Origin of the sequence: Mesorhizobium sp. Cs1299R1N1, assembly GCF_037179655.1 — a bacterium.
Lineage (GTDB): Bacteria > Pseudomonadota > Alphaproteobacteria > Rhizobiales > Rhizobiaceae > Mesorhizobium > Mesorhizobium salmacidum.
Window position 1 is genome coordinate 70,988 of sequence record NZ_JAPYKR010000008.1, and the last position, 19,236, is coordinate 90,223.

The 19,236-nt window shown below is 61.5% G+C and carries 15 protein-coding genes and 1 tRNA gene; 13 read left to right on the plus strand and 3 right to left on the minus strand.

The window, feature by feature from the left end; genetic code table 11:
- The first annotated feature begins 9 nt into the window (after nucleotides 1–9).
- The 5 genes from nuoL (at nucleotide 10) to O7A70_RS18620 (ending at nucleotide 7,535) form a co-directional block, all read left to right on the plus strand.
- Nucleotides 10–1,983: an NADH-quinone oxidoreductase subunit L gene (nuoL, locus tag O7A70_RS18600; RefSeq protein WP_140502567.1), complete on the plus strand. Its 1,974-nt coding sequence runs from the start codon at nucleotides 10–12 to the stop codon at nucleotides 1,981–1,983.
- Nucleotides 1,983–3,488, plus strand: coding sequence for an NADH-quinone oxidoreductase subunit M (locus O7A70_RS18605; protein ID WP_337141687.1), 1,506 nt, complete (start codon nucleotides 1,983–1,985; stop codon nucleotides 3,486–3,488). Before nuoL ends, O7A70_RS18605 begins: the two co-directional genes overlap by 1 nt.
- 19 nt (nucleotides 3,489–3,507) lie before the next feature.
- Nucleotides 3,508–4,944 carry an NADH-quinone oxidoreductase subunit NuoN gene (nuoN, locus tag O7A70_RS18610; RefSeq protein ID WP_337141688.1) on the plus strand — a complete coding sequence of 479 codons (1,437 nt, stop codon included), beginning with the start codon at nucleotides 3,508–3,510 and terminating at the stop codon, nucleotides 4,942–4,944.
- A 4-nt stretch (nucleotides 4,945–4,948) separates the two neighbouring features.
- A complete protein-coding gene (locus tag O7A70_RS18615) occupies nucleotides 4,949–5,770 on the plus strand; it encodes a biotin--[acetyl-CoA-carboxylase] ligase (RefSeq protein ID WP_337141689.1) in 822 nt (273 codons plus the stop codon).
- A 94-nt stretch (nucleotides 5,771–5,864) separates the two neighbouring features.
- On the plus strand, nucleotides 5,865–7,535 hold the full coding sequence (locus tag O7A70_RS18620) for a ribonuclease J (protein WP_027145283.1): 1,671 nt from the start codon (nucleotides 5,865–5,867) through the stop codon (nucleotides 7,533–7,535).
- 16 nt (nucleotides 7,536–7,551) lie between these two features.
- Here the strand turns inward: O7A70_RS18620 and O7A70_RS18625 are convergent, their stop codons facing one another.
- Entirely contained in the window at nucleotides 7,552–8,415 is an 864-nt protein-coding gene (locus O7A70_RS18625) for an MBL fold metallo-hydrolase (RefSeq protein ID WP_337141690.1), read from the minus strand.
- Between the two features lie 125 nt (nucleotides 8,416–8,540).
- On the opposite strand from O7A70_RS18625, the gene mce reads away from it, so the two are divergent.
- The 6 genes from mce (at nucleotide 8,541) to O7A70_RS18655 (ending at nucleotide 15,090) form a co-directional block, all read left to right on the plus strand.
- On the plus strand, nucleotides 8,541–8,945 hold the full coding sequence (gene mce / locus O7A70_RS18630; protein WP_337141691.1) for a methylmalonyl-CoA epimerase: 405 nt from the start codon (nucleotides 8,541–8,543) through the stop codon (nucleotides 8,943–8,945).
- Nucleotides 8,942–9,226, plus strand: a complete 285-nt coding sequence (locus tag O7A70_RS18635) for a DUF1467 family protein (RefSeq protein ID WP_337141692.1) — start codon at nucleotides 8,942–8,944, stop codon at nucleotides 9,224–9,226. The genes mce and O7A70_RS18635 overlap by 4 nt, the downstream gene beginning before the upstream one ends.
- A gap of 677 nt (nucleotides 9,227–9,903) precedes the next feature.
- Nucleotides 9,904–11,232 carry a proline--tRNA ligase gene (proS, locus tag O7A70_RS18640; protein WP_337141693.1) on the plus strand — a complete coding sequence of 443 codons (1,329 nt, stop codon included), beginning with the start codon at nucleotides 9,904–9,906 and terminating at the stop codon, nucleotides 11,230–11,232.
- On the plus strand, nucleotides 11,229–12,515 hold the full coding sequence (locus O7A70_RS18645; protein ID WP_337141694.1) for a lipoprotein-releasing ABC transporter permease subunit: 1,287 nt from the start codon (nucleotides 11,229–11,231) through the stop codon (nucleotides 12,513–12,515). Before proS ends, O7A70_RS18645 begins: the two co-directional genes overlap by 4 nt.
- Nucleotides 12,467–13,195: an ABC transporter ATP-binding protein gene (locus O7A70_RS18650; protein ID WP_337106480.1), complete on the plus strand. Its 729-nt coding sequence runs from the start codon at nucleotides 12,467–12,469 to the stop codon at nucleotides 13,193–13,195. The genes O7A70_RS18645 and O7A70_RS18650 overlap by 49 nt, the downstream gene beginning before the upstream one ends.
- Before the next feature lie 644 nt (nucleotides 13,196–13,839).
- Nucleotides 13,840–15,090, plus strand: a complete 1,251-nt coding sequence (locus O7A70_RS18655; RefSeq protein WP_337141695.1) for a site-2 protease family protein — start codon at nucleotides 13,840–13,842, stop codon at nucleotides 15,088–15,090.
- 768 nt (nucleotides 15,091–15,858) lie between these two features.
- Here O7A70_RS18655 and lipB read toward each other — a convergent pair.
- Nucleotides 15,859–16,602 (minus strand): lipoyl(octanoyl) transferase LipB, encoded by a 744-nt coding sequence (gene lipB, locus O7A70_RS18660; RefSeq protein ID WP_337141696.1) that lies wholly within the window; start codon nucleotides 16,600–16,602, stop codon nucleotides 15,859–15,861.
- A gap of 234 nt (nucleotides 16,603–16,836) precedes the next feature.
- On the opposite strand from lipB, the gene O7A70_RS18665 reads away from it, so the two are divergent.
- Nucleotides 16,837–16,921 (plus strand) — tRNA-Leu (locus O7A70_RS18665).
- 334 nt (nucleotides 16,922–17,255) lie between these two features.
- Here the strand turns inward: O7A70_RS18665 and O7A70_RS18670 are convergent.
- Nucleotides 17,256–18,137, minus strand: a complete 882-nt coding sequence (locus O7A70_RS18670; RefSeq protein WP_337141697.1) for an AraC family transcriptional regulator — start codon at nucleotides 18,135–18,137, stop codon at nucleotides 17,256–17,258.
- Between the two features lie 132 nt (nucleotides 18,138–18,269).
- Between O7A70_RS18670 and O7A70_RS18675 the strand changes: the two genes are divergently transcribed.
- On the plus strand, nucleotides 18,270–19,232 hold the full coding sequence (locus O7A70_RS18675; RefSeq protein WP_337141698.1) for an aldo/keto reductase: 963 nt from the start codon (nucleotides 18,270–18,272) through the stop codon (nucleotides 19,230–19,232).
- Nucleotides 19,233–19,236: the final 4 nt, after the last annotated feature.

Below are 19,236 nucleotides of genomic sequence, written 5' to 3' on the forward strand. Positions count from 1 at the left end.
GGAACCACCATGTATCAGGCCATCGTCTTCCTTCCACTGCTCGGCTTCCTGATCGTCGGCCTGTTCGGCACGTCGCTCGGTGCCAAGGCATCCGAATACATCACCTCCGGCTTCCTGGTGATCGCGGCCGTGCTGTCATGGGTCGCCTTCTTCAGCGTCGGTTTCGGCCATGGCGAAGTGTTCACCGTGCCGGTGCTGCACTGGATCCAGTCCGGCGGCCTGGACGTCTCCTGGGCGCTGCGGATCGACACGCTGACAGTGGTGATGCTGGTGGTGGTCAACACCGTGTCGGCGCTGGTTCACATCTATTCGATCGGCTACATGCACCACGATCCGAACCGGCCGCGCTTCTTCGCCTATCTGTCGCTGTTCACCTTCGCCATGCTGATGCTGGTGACGGCCGACAACCTCGTGCAGATGTTCTTCGGTTGGGAAGGGGTGGGCCTGGCGTCCTACCTGCTGATCGGCTTCTGGTACAAGAAGCCGTCGGCCAATGCCGCCGCCATCAAGGCTTTCGTCGTCAACCGCGTCGGCGATTTCGGCTTCGCGCTCGGCATTTTCGGCCTGTTCGTGCTGTTCGGCTCGGTCAACCTCGGCACGATCTTCGCCAATGCGGCGACGTTCATTCCTGCTGAAGGCGCGCCGCAGGGTGCCGCCGTGCTCACCTTCCTCGGCCATGCGCTCGACAAGCAGGCGGCGATGACCGTCGTCTGCCTGCTGCTGTTCATGGGTGCCATGGGCAAGTCGGCGCAGGTGCCGCTGCACACCTGGCTGCCGGACGCCATGGAAGGCCCGACCCCGGTGTCGGCGCTCATCCATGCCGCCACCATGGTGACCGCCGGCGTGTTCATGCTGGCGCGGCTTTCGCCGCTGTTCGAATTGTCGCATTCGGCGCTGACGGTGGTGACCTTCATCGGTGCCTTCACCGCCTTCTTCGCGGCGACCGTCGGCCTGGTCCAGAACGACATCAAGCGCGTCATCGCCTATTCGACCTGCTCGCAGCTCGGCTACATGTTCGTGGCGCTCGGCGTCGGCGCCTATGGCGCGGCGATCTTCCACCTGTTCACGCACGCCTTCTTCAAGGCGCTGCTGTTCCTCGGCTCGGGCTCGGTCATCCATGCCGTCTCCGACGAACAGGACATGCGCAAGATGGGCGGCTTGAGGAAGCTGATCCCGACCACCTACTGGATGATGGTGATCGGCACGCTGGCGCTGACCGGCGTCGGCATTCCTGTGACCGTCATCGGCACCGCCGGCTTCTTCTCCAAGGACGCCATCATCGAGACGGCCTTTGCCGGGCACAATTCGGTCGCGGGGCTGGCCTTCGTGGCCCTGGTCATCGCCGCCGGCTTCACCTCCTTCTACTCCTGGCGGCTGATCTTCATGACCTTCCATGGCGAGCCACGGGCGAGCCACGAGGTGATGCATCACGTCCATGAATCACCGCCGGTGATGCTGGTGCCGCTGTTCATCCTGGCGGCCGGCGCTTTGTTTGCCGGCATCATCTTCCACGGTGCCTTCATCGGCGAGGGCTATGCCGAATTCTGGAAGGCGTCACTGTTCACGCTGGCGGACAACCACATCCTGCACGAGATTCACGAACTGCCACTGTGGGTCGAGCTCTCGCCCTTCATCGCCATGCTGATCGGGCTCGCGGTGGCCTGGCAGTTCTACATTCGGTCGCCGGAAATGCCGAGGAATCTCGCTGCCCAGCATCGCGGGCTCTACGCCTTCCTGCTCAACAAGTGGTATTTCGACGAGCTTTACGACTTCCTGTTCGTGCGGCCGGCCAAGCGTCTCGGTTCTTTCCTGTGGAAGACCGGTGACGGAACCATCATCGATGGGCTCGGGCCGGACGGCATTTCGGCGCGCGTCGTCGATGTCACCAACCGCGTCGTCAAGCTGCAGACCGGCTATCTCTACCACTATGCCTTCGCCATGCTGATCGGCGTTGCCGCACTCGTCACCTGGATGATGCTCTGATGACCGCCTGGCCAATCCTCTCGCTGGTCACCTTCCTGCCGCTGGTTGGTGTGCTGCTGATCCTGTTCATCAACGATGACACCGAAAACGCGCGCCGCAACATCCGCGCCATTGCGTTGATAACCACGGCATTCACCTTCCTGGTGTCGCTGTTGATCTGGACCGGCTTCGACAATTCGCAGGCCGGCTTCCAGTTCGTCGAAAAGGTCGCCTGGCTCGACTCCGGCATTTCCTATCATTTGGGCGTCGACGGCATTTCCATGCTGTTCGTCATCCTGACGACCTTCCTGATGCCGCTTTGCATCCTGGCGTCGTGGGAAGCGATCGAGAAGCGCGTCAAGGCCTACATGATCGCCTTCCTGCTTCTGGAAACGCTGATGATCGGCGTGTTCTGTGCGTTGGACATCGTGCTGTTCTACGTCTTCTTCGAAGCAGGCCTGATCCCGATGTTCATCATCATCGGCGTGTGGGGCGGCAAGCGGCGCGTCTACGCCTCGTTCAAATTCTTCCTCTATACGCTGGCCGGCTCGGTGCTGATGCTGCTCGCCATCATGGCGATGTTCTTCCAGTCCGGCACCACCGACATCCCGACGCTTTTGACGCACAACTTCCCGGCCAACATGCAGACCTGGTTGTGGCTCGCCTTCTTCGCCTCCTTCGCGGTGAAGATGCCGATGTGGCCGGTACATACCTGGCTGCCCGACGCGCATGTCGAGGCGCCAACGGCAGGCTCGGTCATCCTGGCCGCCATCCTGCTGAAAATGGGCGGGTACGGCTTCCTGCGCTTCTCCCTGCCGATGTTCCCGCTGGCGTCCGAGATGTTCGCGCCGCTGGTGTTCACGCTGTCGGTCGTCGCCATCATCTACACCTCGCTGGTGGCGCTGATGCAGGAGGACATGAAAAAGCTGATCGCCTATTCCTCGGTCGCCCATATGGGCTTCGTCACCATGGGCATCTTCGCCATGAACCAGGAAGGCGTGCAGGGCGCGATCTTCCAGATGCTCAGCCACGGCCTGGTCTCGGGCGCGCTGTTCCTGTGCGTCGGCGTCATCTATGACCGCATGCATACCCGCGAGATCGCCGCCTATGGCGGCCTCGTCAACAACATGCCGAAATACGCCACCGTGTTCATGATCTTCACCATGGCCAATGTCGGCCTGCCTGGCACCTCAGGCTTTGTCGGCGAGTTCCTGACCATGCTCGGCGTGTTCCGCGTCAACACCTGGGTGGCGTTCTTCGCCGCCACCGGCGTTGTCCTGTCGGCCGCCTACGCGCTTTGGCTCTATCGCCGGGTGATCTTCGGCGCACTGACCAAGGACAGCCTGAAGGGACTGCTCGATCTGTCGACCCGCGAGAAGGCGATCATCTATCCGCTGGTCGTGCTGGTCATCTTCTTCGGCGTCTATCCCGCACCCGTCTTCGACGCGACGGCCCAATCGGTCAAGTCGCTCGTCACCAATGTCACCGCATCCATCGGCGCCGCGCAGACCGCGGCGGCGAACTGACCCAGGGGTTTTGCGAACCATGACGCCGGACCTTCTCTCCAGCCTGTCGCTCTCGACGCCCGAGCTGATCCTTGCCATCGGCGCGCTCGCGCTGCTGATGGTCGGGGCCTATTCGCGTTCCAACACCGCCAATACGGTGACCGGCCTTGCCGTCGCCGTACTGGTGATCGCAGGCGCTTGGCTGATCTTCCACGCCGGGCAGGGCACCGCCTATGGCAATGCCTTCATCCAGGATTCCTTCTCCCGCTTCATGAAGGTGCTGGCGCTGGTCGGTTCGGCGGTGACGCTCATCATGTCGATGCGCTTTGCCAAGGCGGAGCGTTTCGACAAGTTCGAATATCCGGTGCTGATCCTGCTTTGCACGCTCGGCATGATGCTGATGATCTCGGCCAACGGCATGATCGGGCTTTATCTCGGCCTCGAACTGCAGTCGCTGGCGATCTATGTGCTGGCTGCGATCAACCGCGACAATCTGCGTTCGACCGAGGCCGGCCTGAAATATTTCGTCCTCGGCGCGCTGTCCTCGGGCATGCTGCTCTACGGTATCAGCCTGGTCTATGGTTACACCGGCAACACCGGTTTCCAGGAGATCGCCACCGCGCTTGGCGGCGGCGAGCGCCAGCTTGGCCTCGTTGTCGGCCTCGTCTTCGTGCTGGCCGGGCTTGCCTTCAAGATCTCGGCGGTGCCGTTCCACATGTGGACGCCAGACGTGTATGAGGGTGCGCCGACGCCGGTGACGGCCTTCCTGGCGGCAGCGCCGAAAATGGCGGCGATGGCGCTGATCGTGCGCGTCACCATGGGCGCGTTCAAGCCGATCGCTTCCGACTGGCAGCAGATCATCGTCTTCATCTCGATCGCCTCGATGGCGCTTGGCGCTTTCGCCGCCATCGGCCAGACCAACATCAAGCGGCTGATGGCCTATTCCTCGATCGGCCATATGGGCTACGCACTGGTCGGCCTCGCCGCCAACAGCCAGGCCGGCGTGCGCGGCGTCGCCATCTATATGCTGATCTACCTGGTGATGACGTTGGGCACCTTCGCCTTCATCCTCGCGATGCGGCGCAAGGAAGGCAATGTCGAGCAGATCAGCGATCTCGCCGGCCTGTCGTCGACCAACCCGGTGATGGCAACGATCCTGACCATCCTGATGTTCTCGCTGGCCGGCATTCCGCCGCTCGCCGGCTTCTGGGGAAAATGGTACGTCTTCCTCGCCGCCATCAATGCCAATCTCTATGCGCTGGCGATTATCGGCGTGCTGGCCTCGGTGGTGGGCGCCTACTATTATCTGCGCATCATCAAGATCATGTGGTTCGATGAGCCGGTCGGCGGCTTCGTGCCGATGGCCAGCGAATTGCGTGTCGTGCTCGGCGTCAGTGGCGCGTTCGTGCTGTTCTATGTGCTGATCGGCGGGCCGATCGGCACCTATGCCGAAGCCGCCGCCAAGACATTTTTCTGACGGGATGGCATTTCGGCTGGCTCCAACCTCGGCGTCGGAAGGGTTCCGGCTCGAAGCGCATGACAGTGTCGGCTCCACCAACGCGCTGGCGCTGGACCATGCCCGGGCGGGCGACTCGGGTAAGCTCTGGGTCGTTTCCAAGAAGCAGGAAAGCGGGCGCGGCCGGCGTGGCCGTGCCTGGGCAACGCCGGAGGGCAATCTGGCGGCGACGCTGCTTGTCATCACCGCCGGCGAGCTTCGCCTTGCCGCGACGCTCGGCTTTGTCGCCGGGCTGGCGCTGGCCGACGCGCTCGACGCGGTGGTGCCGAAGAGCCGCATCGCGATAGGCATCGACGGCGCGAGCCAGGGACAGAACCGCTTCGAGCTGAAATGGCCGAACGACGTGCTCGCCTCCGGGGCCAAGCTCGCCGGCATCCTCTTGGAGTCGGCGATGCTTGATGGTGGCCGTTTCGCGGTGGCGGTGGGCATCGGCGTCAACGTGGTGGCGCACCCGCGGGATTTGCCGTATCCCGCGACATCGCTTCATGCGTTGGGCTCGGCTTGCGATGCCGAAACGCTGTTTCTGGCGCTGTCGGATGCCTGGAGCGAGAATGCCCGCCTTTGGGACGAAGGGCGTGGCCTTGCCGCCATCAGGAAGCGTTGGCTGGCCCGCGCCGCGGGCCTTGGCGGCGAGGTTGCTGTCAGAATTGACGGCAATGTGGTGCGTGGCGTGTTCGAGACCATTGACGAGGACTGCCGTTTCGTGATCCGCGACGATGAGGGAGCCGTTTTGACGGTCGCCGCCGGAGATGTGCATTTCGGCGCGGTCGCGTCCGCGCGGGTATAGTTTTGTTTTTGAGCAATTCCGGGCTGAAAACGGTTAGACACTTTTGCTGGAATTGCTTTAACGGCTTGGCCTGAGGGCCAGGAAGGGAAAAATCATGGCGAAAGCGGACAACGCCGAACTCGTCTTCGTGCCGCTTGGCGGCGTCGGCGAGATCGGCATGAACTTCGCCCTCTACGGCTACGGCCCGCCGAGCGCGCGCGAGTGGATCGTCATCGATGTCGGCGTCACCTTTCCCGACGCGGCGCATCCGGGCGTCGACCTGATCCTGCCCGACACGCGCTTTATCGAGGAGAACCTCGCCAATTTGCGCGGCATCATCATCACCCACGCGCATGAGGACCATTACGGTGCGCTGCTCGACACCTGGCCGAAGCTGAAGGCGCCGGTCTGGATGACGCCATTCAGCGCCGGGCTGCTGGAAGCCAAGCGGCAGGGCGAGCAGGGCGCGCCGAAGATCCCGCTGTCGATCTACCGGGCCGGCGAAAAGTTCACCGTCGGTCCCTTCGAGATCGAAGCCATTCCGGTGGCGCATTCCATTCCCGAGCCGATGTCGCTGGCGATCACCTCGCCGGCCGGCACCGTCATCCATACCGGCGACTGGAAGATCGATCCGGAACCGACGATCGGACCCAAGACCGATGAGGCGCGTTTCCGCGCCTATGGCGACAAGGGCGTGCTGGCGCTGATCTGCGATTCGACCAACGCGCTGCGCGAAGGCGATTCACCCTCGGAAGTGGCCGTGGGCGAGGGCCTGAAAGGTGTCATCCAGGCCGCCAAGGGCCGCGTCGCCGTCACCACTTTTTCCTCCAATGTCGGACGTATCGTCTCGATCGCCAGGGCAGCGCGCGATGCCGGCCGCCAGTGCCTGGTGCTCGGCCGCTCGCTGAAGCGCGTCATCGATGTCGCTGACGAGCTTGGCTACATGGACGGTCTGCCGGAGTTCATCGCCGAGGAGGATTTTGGTTTCATCCCGCGCGAGAACCTTGTCATCATCTGCACCGGCAGCCAGGGCGAGCCGCTGGCGGCGCTGGCGAAACTGTCGCGCGATGAGATGAAATCGGTGTCGCTGACGGCGGGCGACACGGTGGTGTTTTCTTCGCGCACCATTCCCGGCAACGAGAAGGCGATCCTCGAAATCAAGAACCGCCTGATCGATCTCGGCATCAAGATCATCGAGGACGGCGATGCGCTGGTGCATGTCTCCGGCCATCCCCGGCGCAGCGAACTGCGCAAGATGTATGAATGGGTGCGTCCGCAGATCGGCGTTCCCGTGCATGGCGAGGCCGCGCATCTGGTGGCGCAGGGTTCGCTGATGTCGATGTCGGGCATCGGCCAGGTGGCGCAGGTGCGCGATGGCGACATGCTGCGGCTCGCGCCAGGTCCCGCCACCATCATCGACCAGGTGCCGTTCGGCCGCGTCTACAAGGACGGCAATCTGATCGGCACCGACCAGGCGATGGGTATTCGCGACCGGCGCAAATTGTCCTTTGCCGGTCATGTCGCGGTCAATGTCGTTCTCGACGATAAGTATGAACTGGCCGGCGATCCCGATCTGGTCGCAATCGGCGTCGCCGAGGCCGATGCCCGTGGCGAGACGCTCGAGGACCTGATGATCGATGCGGCCGTCGGGGCGGTCGATTCGATCCCCCGTCAGCGCCGCAAGGACCTCGACCTGGTGCAGGAGGCGGTGCGGCGCGCGGTGCGCGGCGCGGCCAACGAAGCCTGGGGCAAGAAACCGCTGGTGACTGTTTTCGTAACCCGTTGAGAGGGGCAGGGGCTGGTCAGACGTTCAACTGATAGCTGACCGGAATCCAGCGAAAGGACCCGCCTGTCTGCCCGACATAGCCCAGGCCCGGAAACGGCATGTGATGACCTGCGACGAGCAGGCGTCGTTCCGAAGCCATCCTGAGCAGCCGCTTGCGGGTCTCGATTGCCCTTTTCTTGTCGTCGTCGAAATCGGCATGCCACTCCGGACGCTGGATGGATACGACATAGTGCAGGAAAGCGTCCGACCAGATCAGCAATTGCTGCCCGCCGCTTTCGACAAGGAAGGCCAAAAGCCCGGGTGAGTGACCGGCTGCATCGATGGCAGCGATGCCCGGCACCACTTCGTCTCCAGGCGCTATGAATGTCGCGCGATCGGCCAGTCCGGTGCAAATCCGCCTGAAGAGATCACGGTTGGCCAACCTGGCCGCGCGCACCGCATTTCCTTCGGTCCAGAAGGCGAATTCCGCCGCGCCGAATACATAGCGCGCCCGGCTGAAAACCGGTTCGCCGTTCCGGACAAGCCCGCCAATGTGGTCCGGATGCCCGTGCGTGATGACCACCACATCGATGTCATCGGGGCCGAGCCCAAGGGCTTGCAGACAGTCCAGGAGTGAACTGTCTTCATCTCCGCAGCCAGTGTCGAACAGGATCTTTTCGGAACCGGTGTCGACCAGCGTCGGGATGAAGCAATGCTCGTAGCGATCCTGGTCGATGAAGTTCGAGACCGCGAGTTCGCGCACGGCCGCCGGCGGCTGTCCGGCCGCGAAAGCCGATGCAAGCTTGTCTCTGATATCGATGGCGTCGAGCAAAGCGGCAATTTTGAACGAGCCGAGATCGAAGGTGAACACGCGGGCGCGGGCAGGGCTGATTCCGGACATTGCCGTTTGTACTTCGCTGATGTCGTTTGCAACAGGTGCGACAGTGCGCGCTTCCTGAAAGGCTGTCGGTCTCGGTTGATTTGACGTATGACGCCAACCTTGGACCTGGGAGAAAAAAGCTCGCCATGCTCGGACGGCTGAACCATGTCGCGCTTGCGGTGCCGGATTTGACGGCCGCCATTGCCGCTTACCGCAACACACTCGGCGCCGAAGTGACCGAGCCGCAGGCTTTGCCGGAGCATGGCGTCACCGTGGTGTTCGTCAATGTCGACAACACCAAGATCGAATTGCTGGAGCCGCTCGGCGAGAACTCGCCGATCACGGCATTCCTGGAAAAGAACCCATCGGGCGGCATGCATCATCTCTGCTACGAGGTCGACGACATCCTGGCCGCGCGCGACCAGCTCAAGGCCGCCGGCGCCCGCGTGCTTGGCGACGGCAATCCCAAGTCAGGTGCGCATGGCAAGCCGGTGTTGTTCCTGCATCCGAAGGATTTCTTCGGTACGCTGATCGAATTGGAGCAATCATGAGCTGGGTCTCGTTCACCGCCCTGTTTTTCGCGACCTGGTGGGTGGTGCTGTTTGCCGTTCTGCCGTTCAGCGTCAAGACGCAGGATGACGATCACGACGTGACGCTGGGCACGGTTGCGAGCGCGCCGCGTGGGCCGCATATGTTGCGTGCCGTGATCCGGACCACCGTCGCGACGGCGATCCTGATGGGCATTTTCTACGGTTTGACGCACGGGCTGGGATATAGCCTCAACGACATTCCGCACATCGTGCCCGATTTCGGCCAGACCCCAGCGAAATAGAGAGCCCGGCAAGGCTGCTCGCGGAGGGTGCTCCCCGAGGGGTACTCCAACAAGATCGGAGCGCTGCGGATGATATTGAGATGCCGCCCCGCCTGCCGGCCATAGGCTGCTGACGCAAGGTCATGTAGCCTGGCAATTCGCGGCGCTAACCAGATGATTGCACAAAAAAAATGCAAGGCACAAGGCCTTGCAATTAAACGCGTCCGATCTGTTTCCGGTGTCCGGCGGCAGCGAATAACCGCGCCTAGATCGCATCCTCCCAAGACTTTGACCGCGTAGGAAGGCAGATTTGTTTCTGCCCTCTCGGTTATCGGGGCACATTAGCCTAACGGAAATGAAAATGTCACGAAGAATTTTGCCTTGAAACGGGCATTCTCGTGCTGCACTGCACAATAGTGCGGCAGGCTTTGCTTTTGAAACGGACAGCCAAGGTCGATAGAGCCTTTGCGGCATGTTCGCGATTGACGCGCGCAAAGAATTGGGGGCAAATCCGAAGAGGTTCGGTGCGTTTCATTGTCGGCGCGGACTGATCCGAAGCGCGGGATTCCGGGACGGAAGGGGCTGATGTGGTGGGATGGCCGGGTTTCCATTCGGTCATGAAATCGCTATGAAGCCGGAGCAAGCAAGCCTGCGCCCCGCCGATTCTGGCGTGGCCATTCTCATTCACGGACCAGTCCATGCGTTTGTCGCGCTATTTCCTGCCTATCCTTAAAGAAAATCCGCGCGAGGCCGAAATCGTCTCGCATCGGCTGATGCTGCGCGCCGGCATGATCCGCCAGCAGGGGCAGGGCAGTTTTTCCTGGCTGCCGCTGGGCAAGCGGGTGCTGGACAAGGTCTGCAAGATCATCCGCGAGGAGCAGAACCGCGCCGGTGCGCTGGAGATCCTGATGCCGACCATCCAGTCGGCCGATCTGTGGCGCGAGAGCGGCCGTTACAACGACTACGGCAAGGAGATGCTGCGCATCAAGGACCGCCAGGACCGCGACATGCTCTACGGACCGACCAACGAGGAAATGGTCACCGAGATTTTTCGCGCCTACGTCAAGTCCTACAAGGACCTGCCGCTCAACCTATACCACATCCAGTGGAAGTTCCGTGACGAGGTGCGGCCGCGCTTCGGCGTGATGCGTTCGCGCGAATTCCTGATGAAGGACGCCTACTCCTTCGATCTCGACTTCGAGGGCGCGCGGGCCGCCTATAACAGGATGTTCGTGTCCTATCTCCGGACCTTCACCCGCATGGGCCTGCAGGCAATCCCGATGCGGGCCGACACCGGACCGATCGGCGGCGATCTCAGTCATGAGTTCATCATCCTGGCCGATACAGGCGAGAGCCAGGTTTTCTGCCATCGCGATTATCTGTCGCTTGCCGTGCCCGGCGCGAACACCGACTTCGCCAATGACGGCGAGATATCGGATGTCGTCAAGACGTGGACGACGCCTTACGCCGCCACCGACGAGATGCATGACGAGGCGGCCTGGGAAAAGGTCCCGACAGGTGACCGGGTCTCGGCGCGCGGCATCGAGGTCGGCCATATCTTCCACTTCGGCGAGAAATACTCCAAGCCGATGGGCGCCAAGGTGACCGGCCCCGACGGCAAGGATCATTTCGCCTCCGGCGGCTCCTACGGCATCGGCCCGTCGCGGCTGGTCGCGGCGATCATCGAGGCCAGCCATGACGAGAACGGCATTATCTGGCCAGAAGCGGTGGCGCCGTTTGATATCGGCCTGATCAACATGAAGGCGGGCGACGCCGACTGCGACCGCGTCTGCGACGAACTCAACGCTGCCTTCACGGCCGCCGGCAAGGACGTGCTCTACGACGATACGGACCAGCGGCCGGGCGGCAAATTCGCCACCGCCGACCTGATCGGCCTGCCCTGGCAAGTGATTGTCGGACCGCGCGGCGTGGCTGCCGGCGAGGTCGAGATCAAGAATCGCAAGAGCGGCGAGCGCGTGACGCTGCCGATCGCCGACGCGGCAAAACGCTTCGGTGCCACCGCATGAGCGAGGCGGCGGCAGCGAGATCGGCGGGCGCCGGCCCGTTCTCAATCTTCGAACGCACGGTTGCGTGGCGCTACCTGCGCTCGCGGCGCAAGGAGACGGTGATCTCGGTGATTGCCTCGATCTCCTTTCTCGGCATCATGCTGGGCGTCGCCACGCTGATCGTGGTCATGGCCGTGATGAACGGGTTCCGCGCCGAGCTTTTGACGCGCATACTCGGCGTCAACGGCCATCTGATCGTGCAGCCGCTCGATTCACCACTCGAGGACTATGCCCAGGTCGCCAGCCGCATCAACGGCGTGTCCGGCATCAAATACGCTATTCCGCTGATCGATGGCCAGGTGCTGGCGCAAGGCAATGTCGGCGGCGGCACCGGCGCGCTGGTGCGCGGTATCAGGGGGGAAGACCTCGGCAAGATCGCCATCGTGGCCAGCAACATCAAGCAAGGCACGCTCGCCGATTTCGATACCGGCGAGGGCGTCGCCATCGGCAAGCGCATGGCCGAGAATCTCGGCTTGGCGCTCGGCGATACCATCACCTTGATCTCGCCGGACGGGGATGTGACGCCGCTCGGCACCACGCCGCGCATGAAGGGCTACAAGATCGCCGCGATCTTCGAAGTCGGCATGTCGGAGTATGACAGCTCCATCGTCTACATGCCGTTCTCCGAAGCGCAGCTCTATTTCAACATGGACGGCCGGGCGCAGACGATCGAGATCTACGTCGACAATCCCGATGATGTCGATGCGCTGAAACCGAAGGTGGAAGAGGCGGCGCAACGCCCCATCGACCTTGTCGACTGGCGCCAGCGCAACGAGACCTTCTTTTCCGCCCTTCAGGTCGAGCGTAACGTGATGTTCATGATCCTGACGCTGATCGTGCTGGTGGCGGCGCTCAACATCATTTCCGGACTGATCATGCTGGTGAAGGACAAGGGGCATGACATCGCCATCCTGCGCACCATGGGCGCCTCGCGTAATGCCATTCTGCGGATCTTCCTGATGACCGGAGCGGCGATCGGCGTGACGGGCACGCTCGCCGGCGTGCTGCTCGGCGTCCTGATCTGCACCAACATCGAATCGATCCGCCAGTTCTTCTCCTGGATGACCGGCAAGGTGCTGTTCAATCCGGAGCTCTATTTCCTCAGCCAGCTGCCGGCCAAGATGGATCCGCGCGAGACGACCTATGTCATCATCATGGCGCTGGCACTGTCCTTCCTGGCAACGCTGTTTCCAGCATGGCGAGCGGCCCGCCTCGATCCGGTCGAAGCCTTGAGGTACGAGTAGTGGCCGAGGTCATTATCGAGCTGAAGAGCGTCGAGCGGCACTATGTCCAGGGGCCGCGCAAGCTCACCATCCTGAACGGCGCCGACTTCTCGCTGCGGCGCGGCGAAATGGTGGCGCTGGTGGCGCCGTCGGGCACCGGCAAGTCGACGCTACTGCATACGGCCGGGCTGCTGGAGCGTCCCGACGCCGGCGACGTGATCTTGTCCGGCCGCGCCTGCGGCCGGTTGTCCGATGATGAGCGCACCTCGATTCGCCGCAACGATGTCGGCTTCGTCTACCAGTTCCATCATTTGCTGCCGGAGTTTTCGGCGCTGGAAAACATCATGATGCCCCAGCTCATCAAGGGGCTGCCGCGCAAGGAAGCGGGCGAGCGCGCGGCGCAACTGCTCGACTACATGCAGATCGGCAAGCGGGCGTCGCACCGGCCATCCGAGCTGTCCGGCGGCGAGCAGCAGCGTGTCGCCATTGCCCGTGCTGTCGCCAATGCACCGCTGGTGCTGCTCGCCGACGAGCCGACGGGCAACCTCGACCCGGTCACCGCCTCCTACGTCTTCGAGGCCCTGGAGGCGCTGGTGCGGCAATCGGGTCTCGCCGCGCTGATCGCCACCCACAATCACGAACTGGCATCGCGCATGGACCGGCGCGTCACGCTCTCCGACGGCAAGGTGGTGCCGCTTTAACGAATGGTTTCGCCCGGCGTGTACCGCGCTGGATGTCTTAGAATCGCCAGTGAGCGTTCATTGCGATCATCGTGGACGATATCGCGCTCGTCGCCAGAATGAACAACCAAATTGCAAGATTGCGAGAGAGGCGCCGCCGGCGGCCTTGTCGCATCCGCTTTCGCCAGCGTTCACCTTGATTTGCGCCCCCGTACTTCCCCATATCCTTCGCTCAGCTGTGCCTCAGCCCAAGAATTGTCGCCTCGGCCAAACCTTAACACAAGCGCCTCTAATCCTGATCCTCCAGGACTGGAAGCCTACGCCGCCGTGCTTTGAGCTGCGCCTCAGGCGAGTGATTAACCTTTCGCTAACCGTGCAAAATTCCCGCCTATCGCCATATCTCCTAGCGATTGACAATGGAACAAAATTAGAACAAATTAGAAACATATCCACAACAGGAGAGAGTTATGACCGATCTGGTTCAGGATGTCATCTCGCTGGTTTGCATGAGTGCGTTTCTTGTTTCCATGGCGATCTGGATCGGAGCCATGTGAGTTGGCGGTGTCCGCCATCGCTGTTTCCCGATGGCCGTAAGCCGCTCCGCCGTTAAGCTTTTCTTGCCGCCGCGACGTTAGGGTGCGCCTCCAGGCAGGAGCAACGTCCAGGTGTCGCCCATCGTCACGGCCATTCTCGTGGCCAGCAATCTCGGGCTGATCTTTCTCTTGATGACCGTGCCGCTCGGTTTGCGCACGGTCCGGTCGAGCCGCGTCGTGGCAATGGACCGGCAGCGCCTGTGGCAGGCGCTGTGGCCGCTTGGCAGCGACGCCGGCTGGTCCGGCGAGATCCTGTCGGCGCAGCCACTGGACGAAGAGGGCGTGGCACGCATCATGCTGTCGTGGGAAGGCCGCGACGGCAAGCCGATCGAGCGCAGGGCGCGGTTTGAAGACGTCGTCGAGGGCAGCCGCTTCTCGATGCGGGTGATCGAGGACACCGCGCTCGATGGCTCGTTCTGGAAGGATTATGGCGAGACCGCCGAACTGGTTTCGGAGGGCAGCGGCACACGCGTGACGCTCAGCCGGACAGACCGGTATCGCGGCGTCGCTTTCCTGGTGTTCCGGTACTTCGCCATGCGCCGCGAGCTGTCCAAGCTGCAGCGTTGGGCAAAGACCGGGCAGTACCGCAAGGGCGGCTGGTTCGAGCATCCGCTGAGCCAGGTCGGCTTTGCCGTGCTGTCGGCGTTGATGCTGTGGCCGTTCTTCGGCCTTCATCTCGGCGGGTTGGCGTTGGCCGCGATCCTGACGTCGGTGGTGGCACTGCACGAACTGGGCCACATGGCGGCGTTTCGGCTGACGGGCCATCGCAGGGCGCGGATGATCTTCATCCCGCTGCTTGGCGGCATCGCCATTGGAGGCCGACCCTACAACAGCCGTTTCGAAGTGGCCTTCGTGGCGTTGATGGGGGCGGGGTTCTCCGCCTTCCTGGTGCCGATCGTCATTGCCGCCAGCGTGCTTGCCGGCGGCGAGGGCCACAAGGCCGCGGCCGCACTGCTGGCCGCGCTTGCGGGCTGCGTGGCCCTGTTCAACATCGCCAATCTGGTGCCGGTGTGGAAATTCGACGGCGGCCAGGTGCTGCGCCAGATCTGCCCGGGGCCAGTCGTCCTGGCGCTGGCGTCCTTCTCGCTGCTTTCGGCCTTTCTGGCGCTCGGCTGGCGGGCTGGTTTTTCGTCGGGCTTCCTGCTGGCGGCCGGTGCGGTGTTTTCGATCCTCAGCCTGCTCACCGTCGGCAGCGGCGTGAAGCCACGTCGCGAACTGGAGCCGATCGGCACCGTCGACCGTCTCGTCATCGCAGGGGCCTTGCTGGCGGTGTTCGCCATCCATGGCTGCGGCGTTCTATGGGCGTCGGCGCAACTGATCTGATGCGTAACTGGCTACTTTGTGCCGCAGCGCTTCGTTTTGACCGAGAAATGCCGTAGGCTAGGTCCTACCCGCCAGGTGAATGCGGAGGCCGTCAGTCCATTATGTTGACATTGAAAGAGATTTTAAAATCGGATCCTAACTCCATTCCAATCGAGGAGTATGATAGAATATTTAAATTTATGACTATGAGTAACGTGCCGGAAGAAGAAATCGAAAGGAAGCAAGCATATCTTCAATCCTACAGATGCAGGAAATTTTTGCTTTATTCTGGAAACCCGCTAGTTGGTTCTGTTGCCATATATTTGTTTGCATTGCTTATTGGGAAATACCCGTACGTCTCATTATATACGGATAGAATTTTTTATTTTTTTTGGCATTGGGGGCCTCCAGCGGAAGGTCGTTTGTTTTATTTCCGAGTGTGCGGTTCAGTAAGTTTGTCATGGATGGCTTGGCTGTTTTGGAGAATTTATGCGGACATAAACGATAAGGGAGTTTTTATTCGAGAGGACGTCGATGGTGCGTTCGCAAATATCTCTAATCTAGGCTTGATTATTTTAATTGCGCCGGTATTTCTGTTTCTGTTCGCGACTATAGGTCCGGTCAGCTTTAATTCGCTTACCATTCCATCCATTCATGACGGTATTCATATTTATACGTTCAAGAAGGTCGCAATGATATCATGCGCCTATTGGACCGTCGGATTTTCGTTTCTGCTGATTTCGACATGTATTCGGTGGGTGTATCGACGAAAATAGTCTTGGCTGGAGTTCAACCCGCCTTGCGGGCGATTTCTGGTGCCGGCGCCGCGGCTGCGCCGAACACATCCTCGAACGCGGATTTCAGCGCCAGGTCGAGATCGGCCATCGTCAGGGGAAGGCCAAGGTCGACGAGGCTGGTGACGCCATGGTCCTGCACGCCGCAGGGTACGATGCCGCCGAAATGGGAAAGGTCCGGCTCGACATTGATGGCTATGCCGTGAAAACTGACCCAGCGCCGAAGCCTGATGCCGATTGCCGCGATCTTGTCCTCGCCCAGTGAGCCGTCCGGCAAGGCAGGGCGATCGGGCCGCACCACCCAGACACCGACCCGGTCCTCGCGGCGCTCGCCGCGCACGTTGAAGGCGGCGAGCGTACCGATGATCCACTGTTCGAGTGCGGCGACGAAGGCGCGCACGTCCTCGCGCCGGCGCTTCAGGTCGAGCATGACATAGGCAACCCGCTGGCCGGGCCCGTGATAGGTGTATTCGCCGCCGCGACCGGCCGCGAAGACCGGAAAGCGGTCAGGCTCGATCAGGTCCTCGATGCGGGCGCTGGTGCCGGCGGTGTAGAGCGACGGATGTTCGACCAGCCAGACCATCTCGCCGGCGGCTCCGCTGCGGATCGCCTCGGCGCGCGCCTCCATGAAGGCCAGCGCATCGGGATAGGCGGTAAGGCCAGGTTCGACCAGCCATTCTACCGGCGCCGAACCGGGCAAGGGGAGGAACGACGTGGCGATCTGGCTGCGTTCTGTCATGGTGTGTCGCTTTTACTTATACATGTCGTGGCCCAAAACCGCCTTGCACTTTTGGGCGACATGCCTTTGGCCTCCATATGGCGACATCAGGCGCAAACGTCCAGTTCCGGATGCTCATTGCAATCCTGTGGAACGTTATGCCAATTGCCGGACATTATTGCTCATCGCGCACTTGTTTCGCCGGAAACGATTTGCTACACGCCGCGAGCCGGTCGGTTCCGGCTCCTACCACGTGCGGTCGTGGCGGAATTGGTAGACGCGCAGCGTTGAGGTCGCTGTGGGGCAACCCGTGGAAGTTCGAGTCTTCTCGACCGCACCATTGCCGGATTTGTCGAGCCGAAAGGCTGCTGGCAACTGGCGGCAAGGCTGAACCTCTCCTGCCGGAGCAGTGCGGGGTGGGGTGACTACCTGTCGCTGTCCGAGTTCGATTTCTCCTGTGGTTACTTATGAGCGACACATAGCGACGCTGCGTTCGAAAGACCTCTCAGCCGTGCGTGCGGCGATCGGCGGCAAAGGTGTACAAATAGGATTGTTTGCAGGTGTGCCAGCCCGAACAACGAAGATTGAAAACCGCGTCAGCCTTTGACACGCCGCGTCAGGTCGCCACGGCGTAGTGCACGTCGCTTTGCCCCTACGCACTTGCCCTTCACCTTTCAGACGGCAGTTTCGACGATCGTTTGCACCATATCAGCATCCCGTCGCGGCGGCTCGCCAAAAAGACGTCTGTACTCCCGGCTGAACTGAGAGGTACTCTTGTAGCCCACCGCAAAACCAGCAGAGGCAGCATCACCCTGCCTGGCAACCAGGCGGCGACGGGCTTCTTGCAGTCGGATATGCTTTTGATACTGCAGTGGGCTTAGAGCTGTCACGGCCTTGAAGCGGCGGTGAAATACGGACTCACTCATGCCGGCAACCGCAGCCATGTCCTCAACGCTGAGGTGCTCCGTGTAGTGCTCGCGAATCCAGGCCATAGCCTGTCGGATGTGGGACAGCCGGGAGTCGACTCCGGCAATCTGGCGCAGCATCTCGGCGTGCGGACCCAGCATCAGCCGAAACATCAATTCATGCTCCAAATGGAGCCCCATCACGGGGATCTCCTTCGGGCGCTCATACATCTCCAGCAACCTTTGCCAGGCGCCTATCAACTCAGAATTGGCCATGCTGAAACCGAATCCGGGCTGCATCCGCAGCTCCGGTGTCTGGGACAGATAGAGCACCACGTTCATTATTACAGCAGGATCGAGATTGAGGTTTATCGCTAGGAACGGGCTTTCCGCTGATGCCTCGAGGATCTGGCCCATGGCCGTGATTTCGGCGGCAACGACCATGGTCTGACCCGGTCCGTATTCGAACACCTGATCCCCGATGATCGTGCGTTTGGTTCCCTGAAGTACGATGAAGGCCATCGGATCATAAACCAGAGCAGTCATTTCGGTCGGTTCAGCAATGCTGTGGACACTCAGCCGCGGCAAGTCGGGTTTTTGGACTCCGGCATGACGGATCGCCAAGGATCGGATTTCATCGAGTTTTTCCATAGTCTCATCAGGTGCCAGTTATCTGAAAAAATCAACCTGTCGGCAGGATCAGGCAATTAATCAGGACCATCAGGCATCGCAAAAGTCTGACGACTGACCACATTCCTCCCGTACCACGGAAGGATACAAAACATGCAAAAACGCAAATTGGGCACTAACGGCCCGGAAGTCTCCGCCATCGGCTACGGCGCCATGGGTTTTCACCTGGCCTATGGTGCCGCCGACGAGCAGGCCGGGCTCAAAACGATCCGACGCGCCTATGACCTAGGAGTGACCTTTTTCGACACTGCCGAGGTTTATGGCTGGGGAGAAAACGAGAAGTTCATCGGCCGCGCCGTCAAGGGCTTCCGTGATAAGGTCGTCTTGGCGACCAAATTTGGGTTCACCCGCTCTTGGGGATCCGACAGCCGTCCAGAGCACATTCGCGAGGTCACCGAGAACAGCCTGCGCTATCTCGGCGTCGACCATATCGACGTCCTCTACCAGCACCGCGTCGATCCAAACGTGCCGATTGAGGATGTTGCAGGCACGGTCAAGGATCTGATCGCTGAGGGAAAGGTCAAGTATTTCGGCCTGAGCGAAGCAGGCTCCCAGACGATCCGCAAGGCCCACGTCGTGCAGGAAGTCGCAATGCTGCAGACCGAATATTCGGTGTTCGAGCGCGATGTCGAAGTCCTGTTCCCGACCTTGCGGGAGCTTGGCATCGGCTTGGTCCCGTACTCACCGCTCGGCCGTGGCTTTCTGACTGGAGCGGTCAAGCCCGCCGCTGAGTATGAGGAAAGCGACATGCGTCGAGGCGATCCCCGCTGGCAGCCCGGCAATTTCGAGAAGAACCTCGAAGCGGTTCGCCAGTTGACGGAGCTGGCCAGAACCAGAGGATCCAGCGTGTCACAGCTGGCACTGGCCTGGCTTTTGGCTCAGGGCGACGACATCGTGCCGATCCCGGGCTCGCGTCGACAGGAACGTGTGGCTGAAAACGTCGGCGCGGCCGATCTGGCGCTGTCCGCGGAAGACCTGACCAGGATCAAGGAGATCCTTCCAGGCGGCGGCTTCGGCGAGCGCTATGCCGCTGAATTCACGCCGACCTGGATCTAGTCCA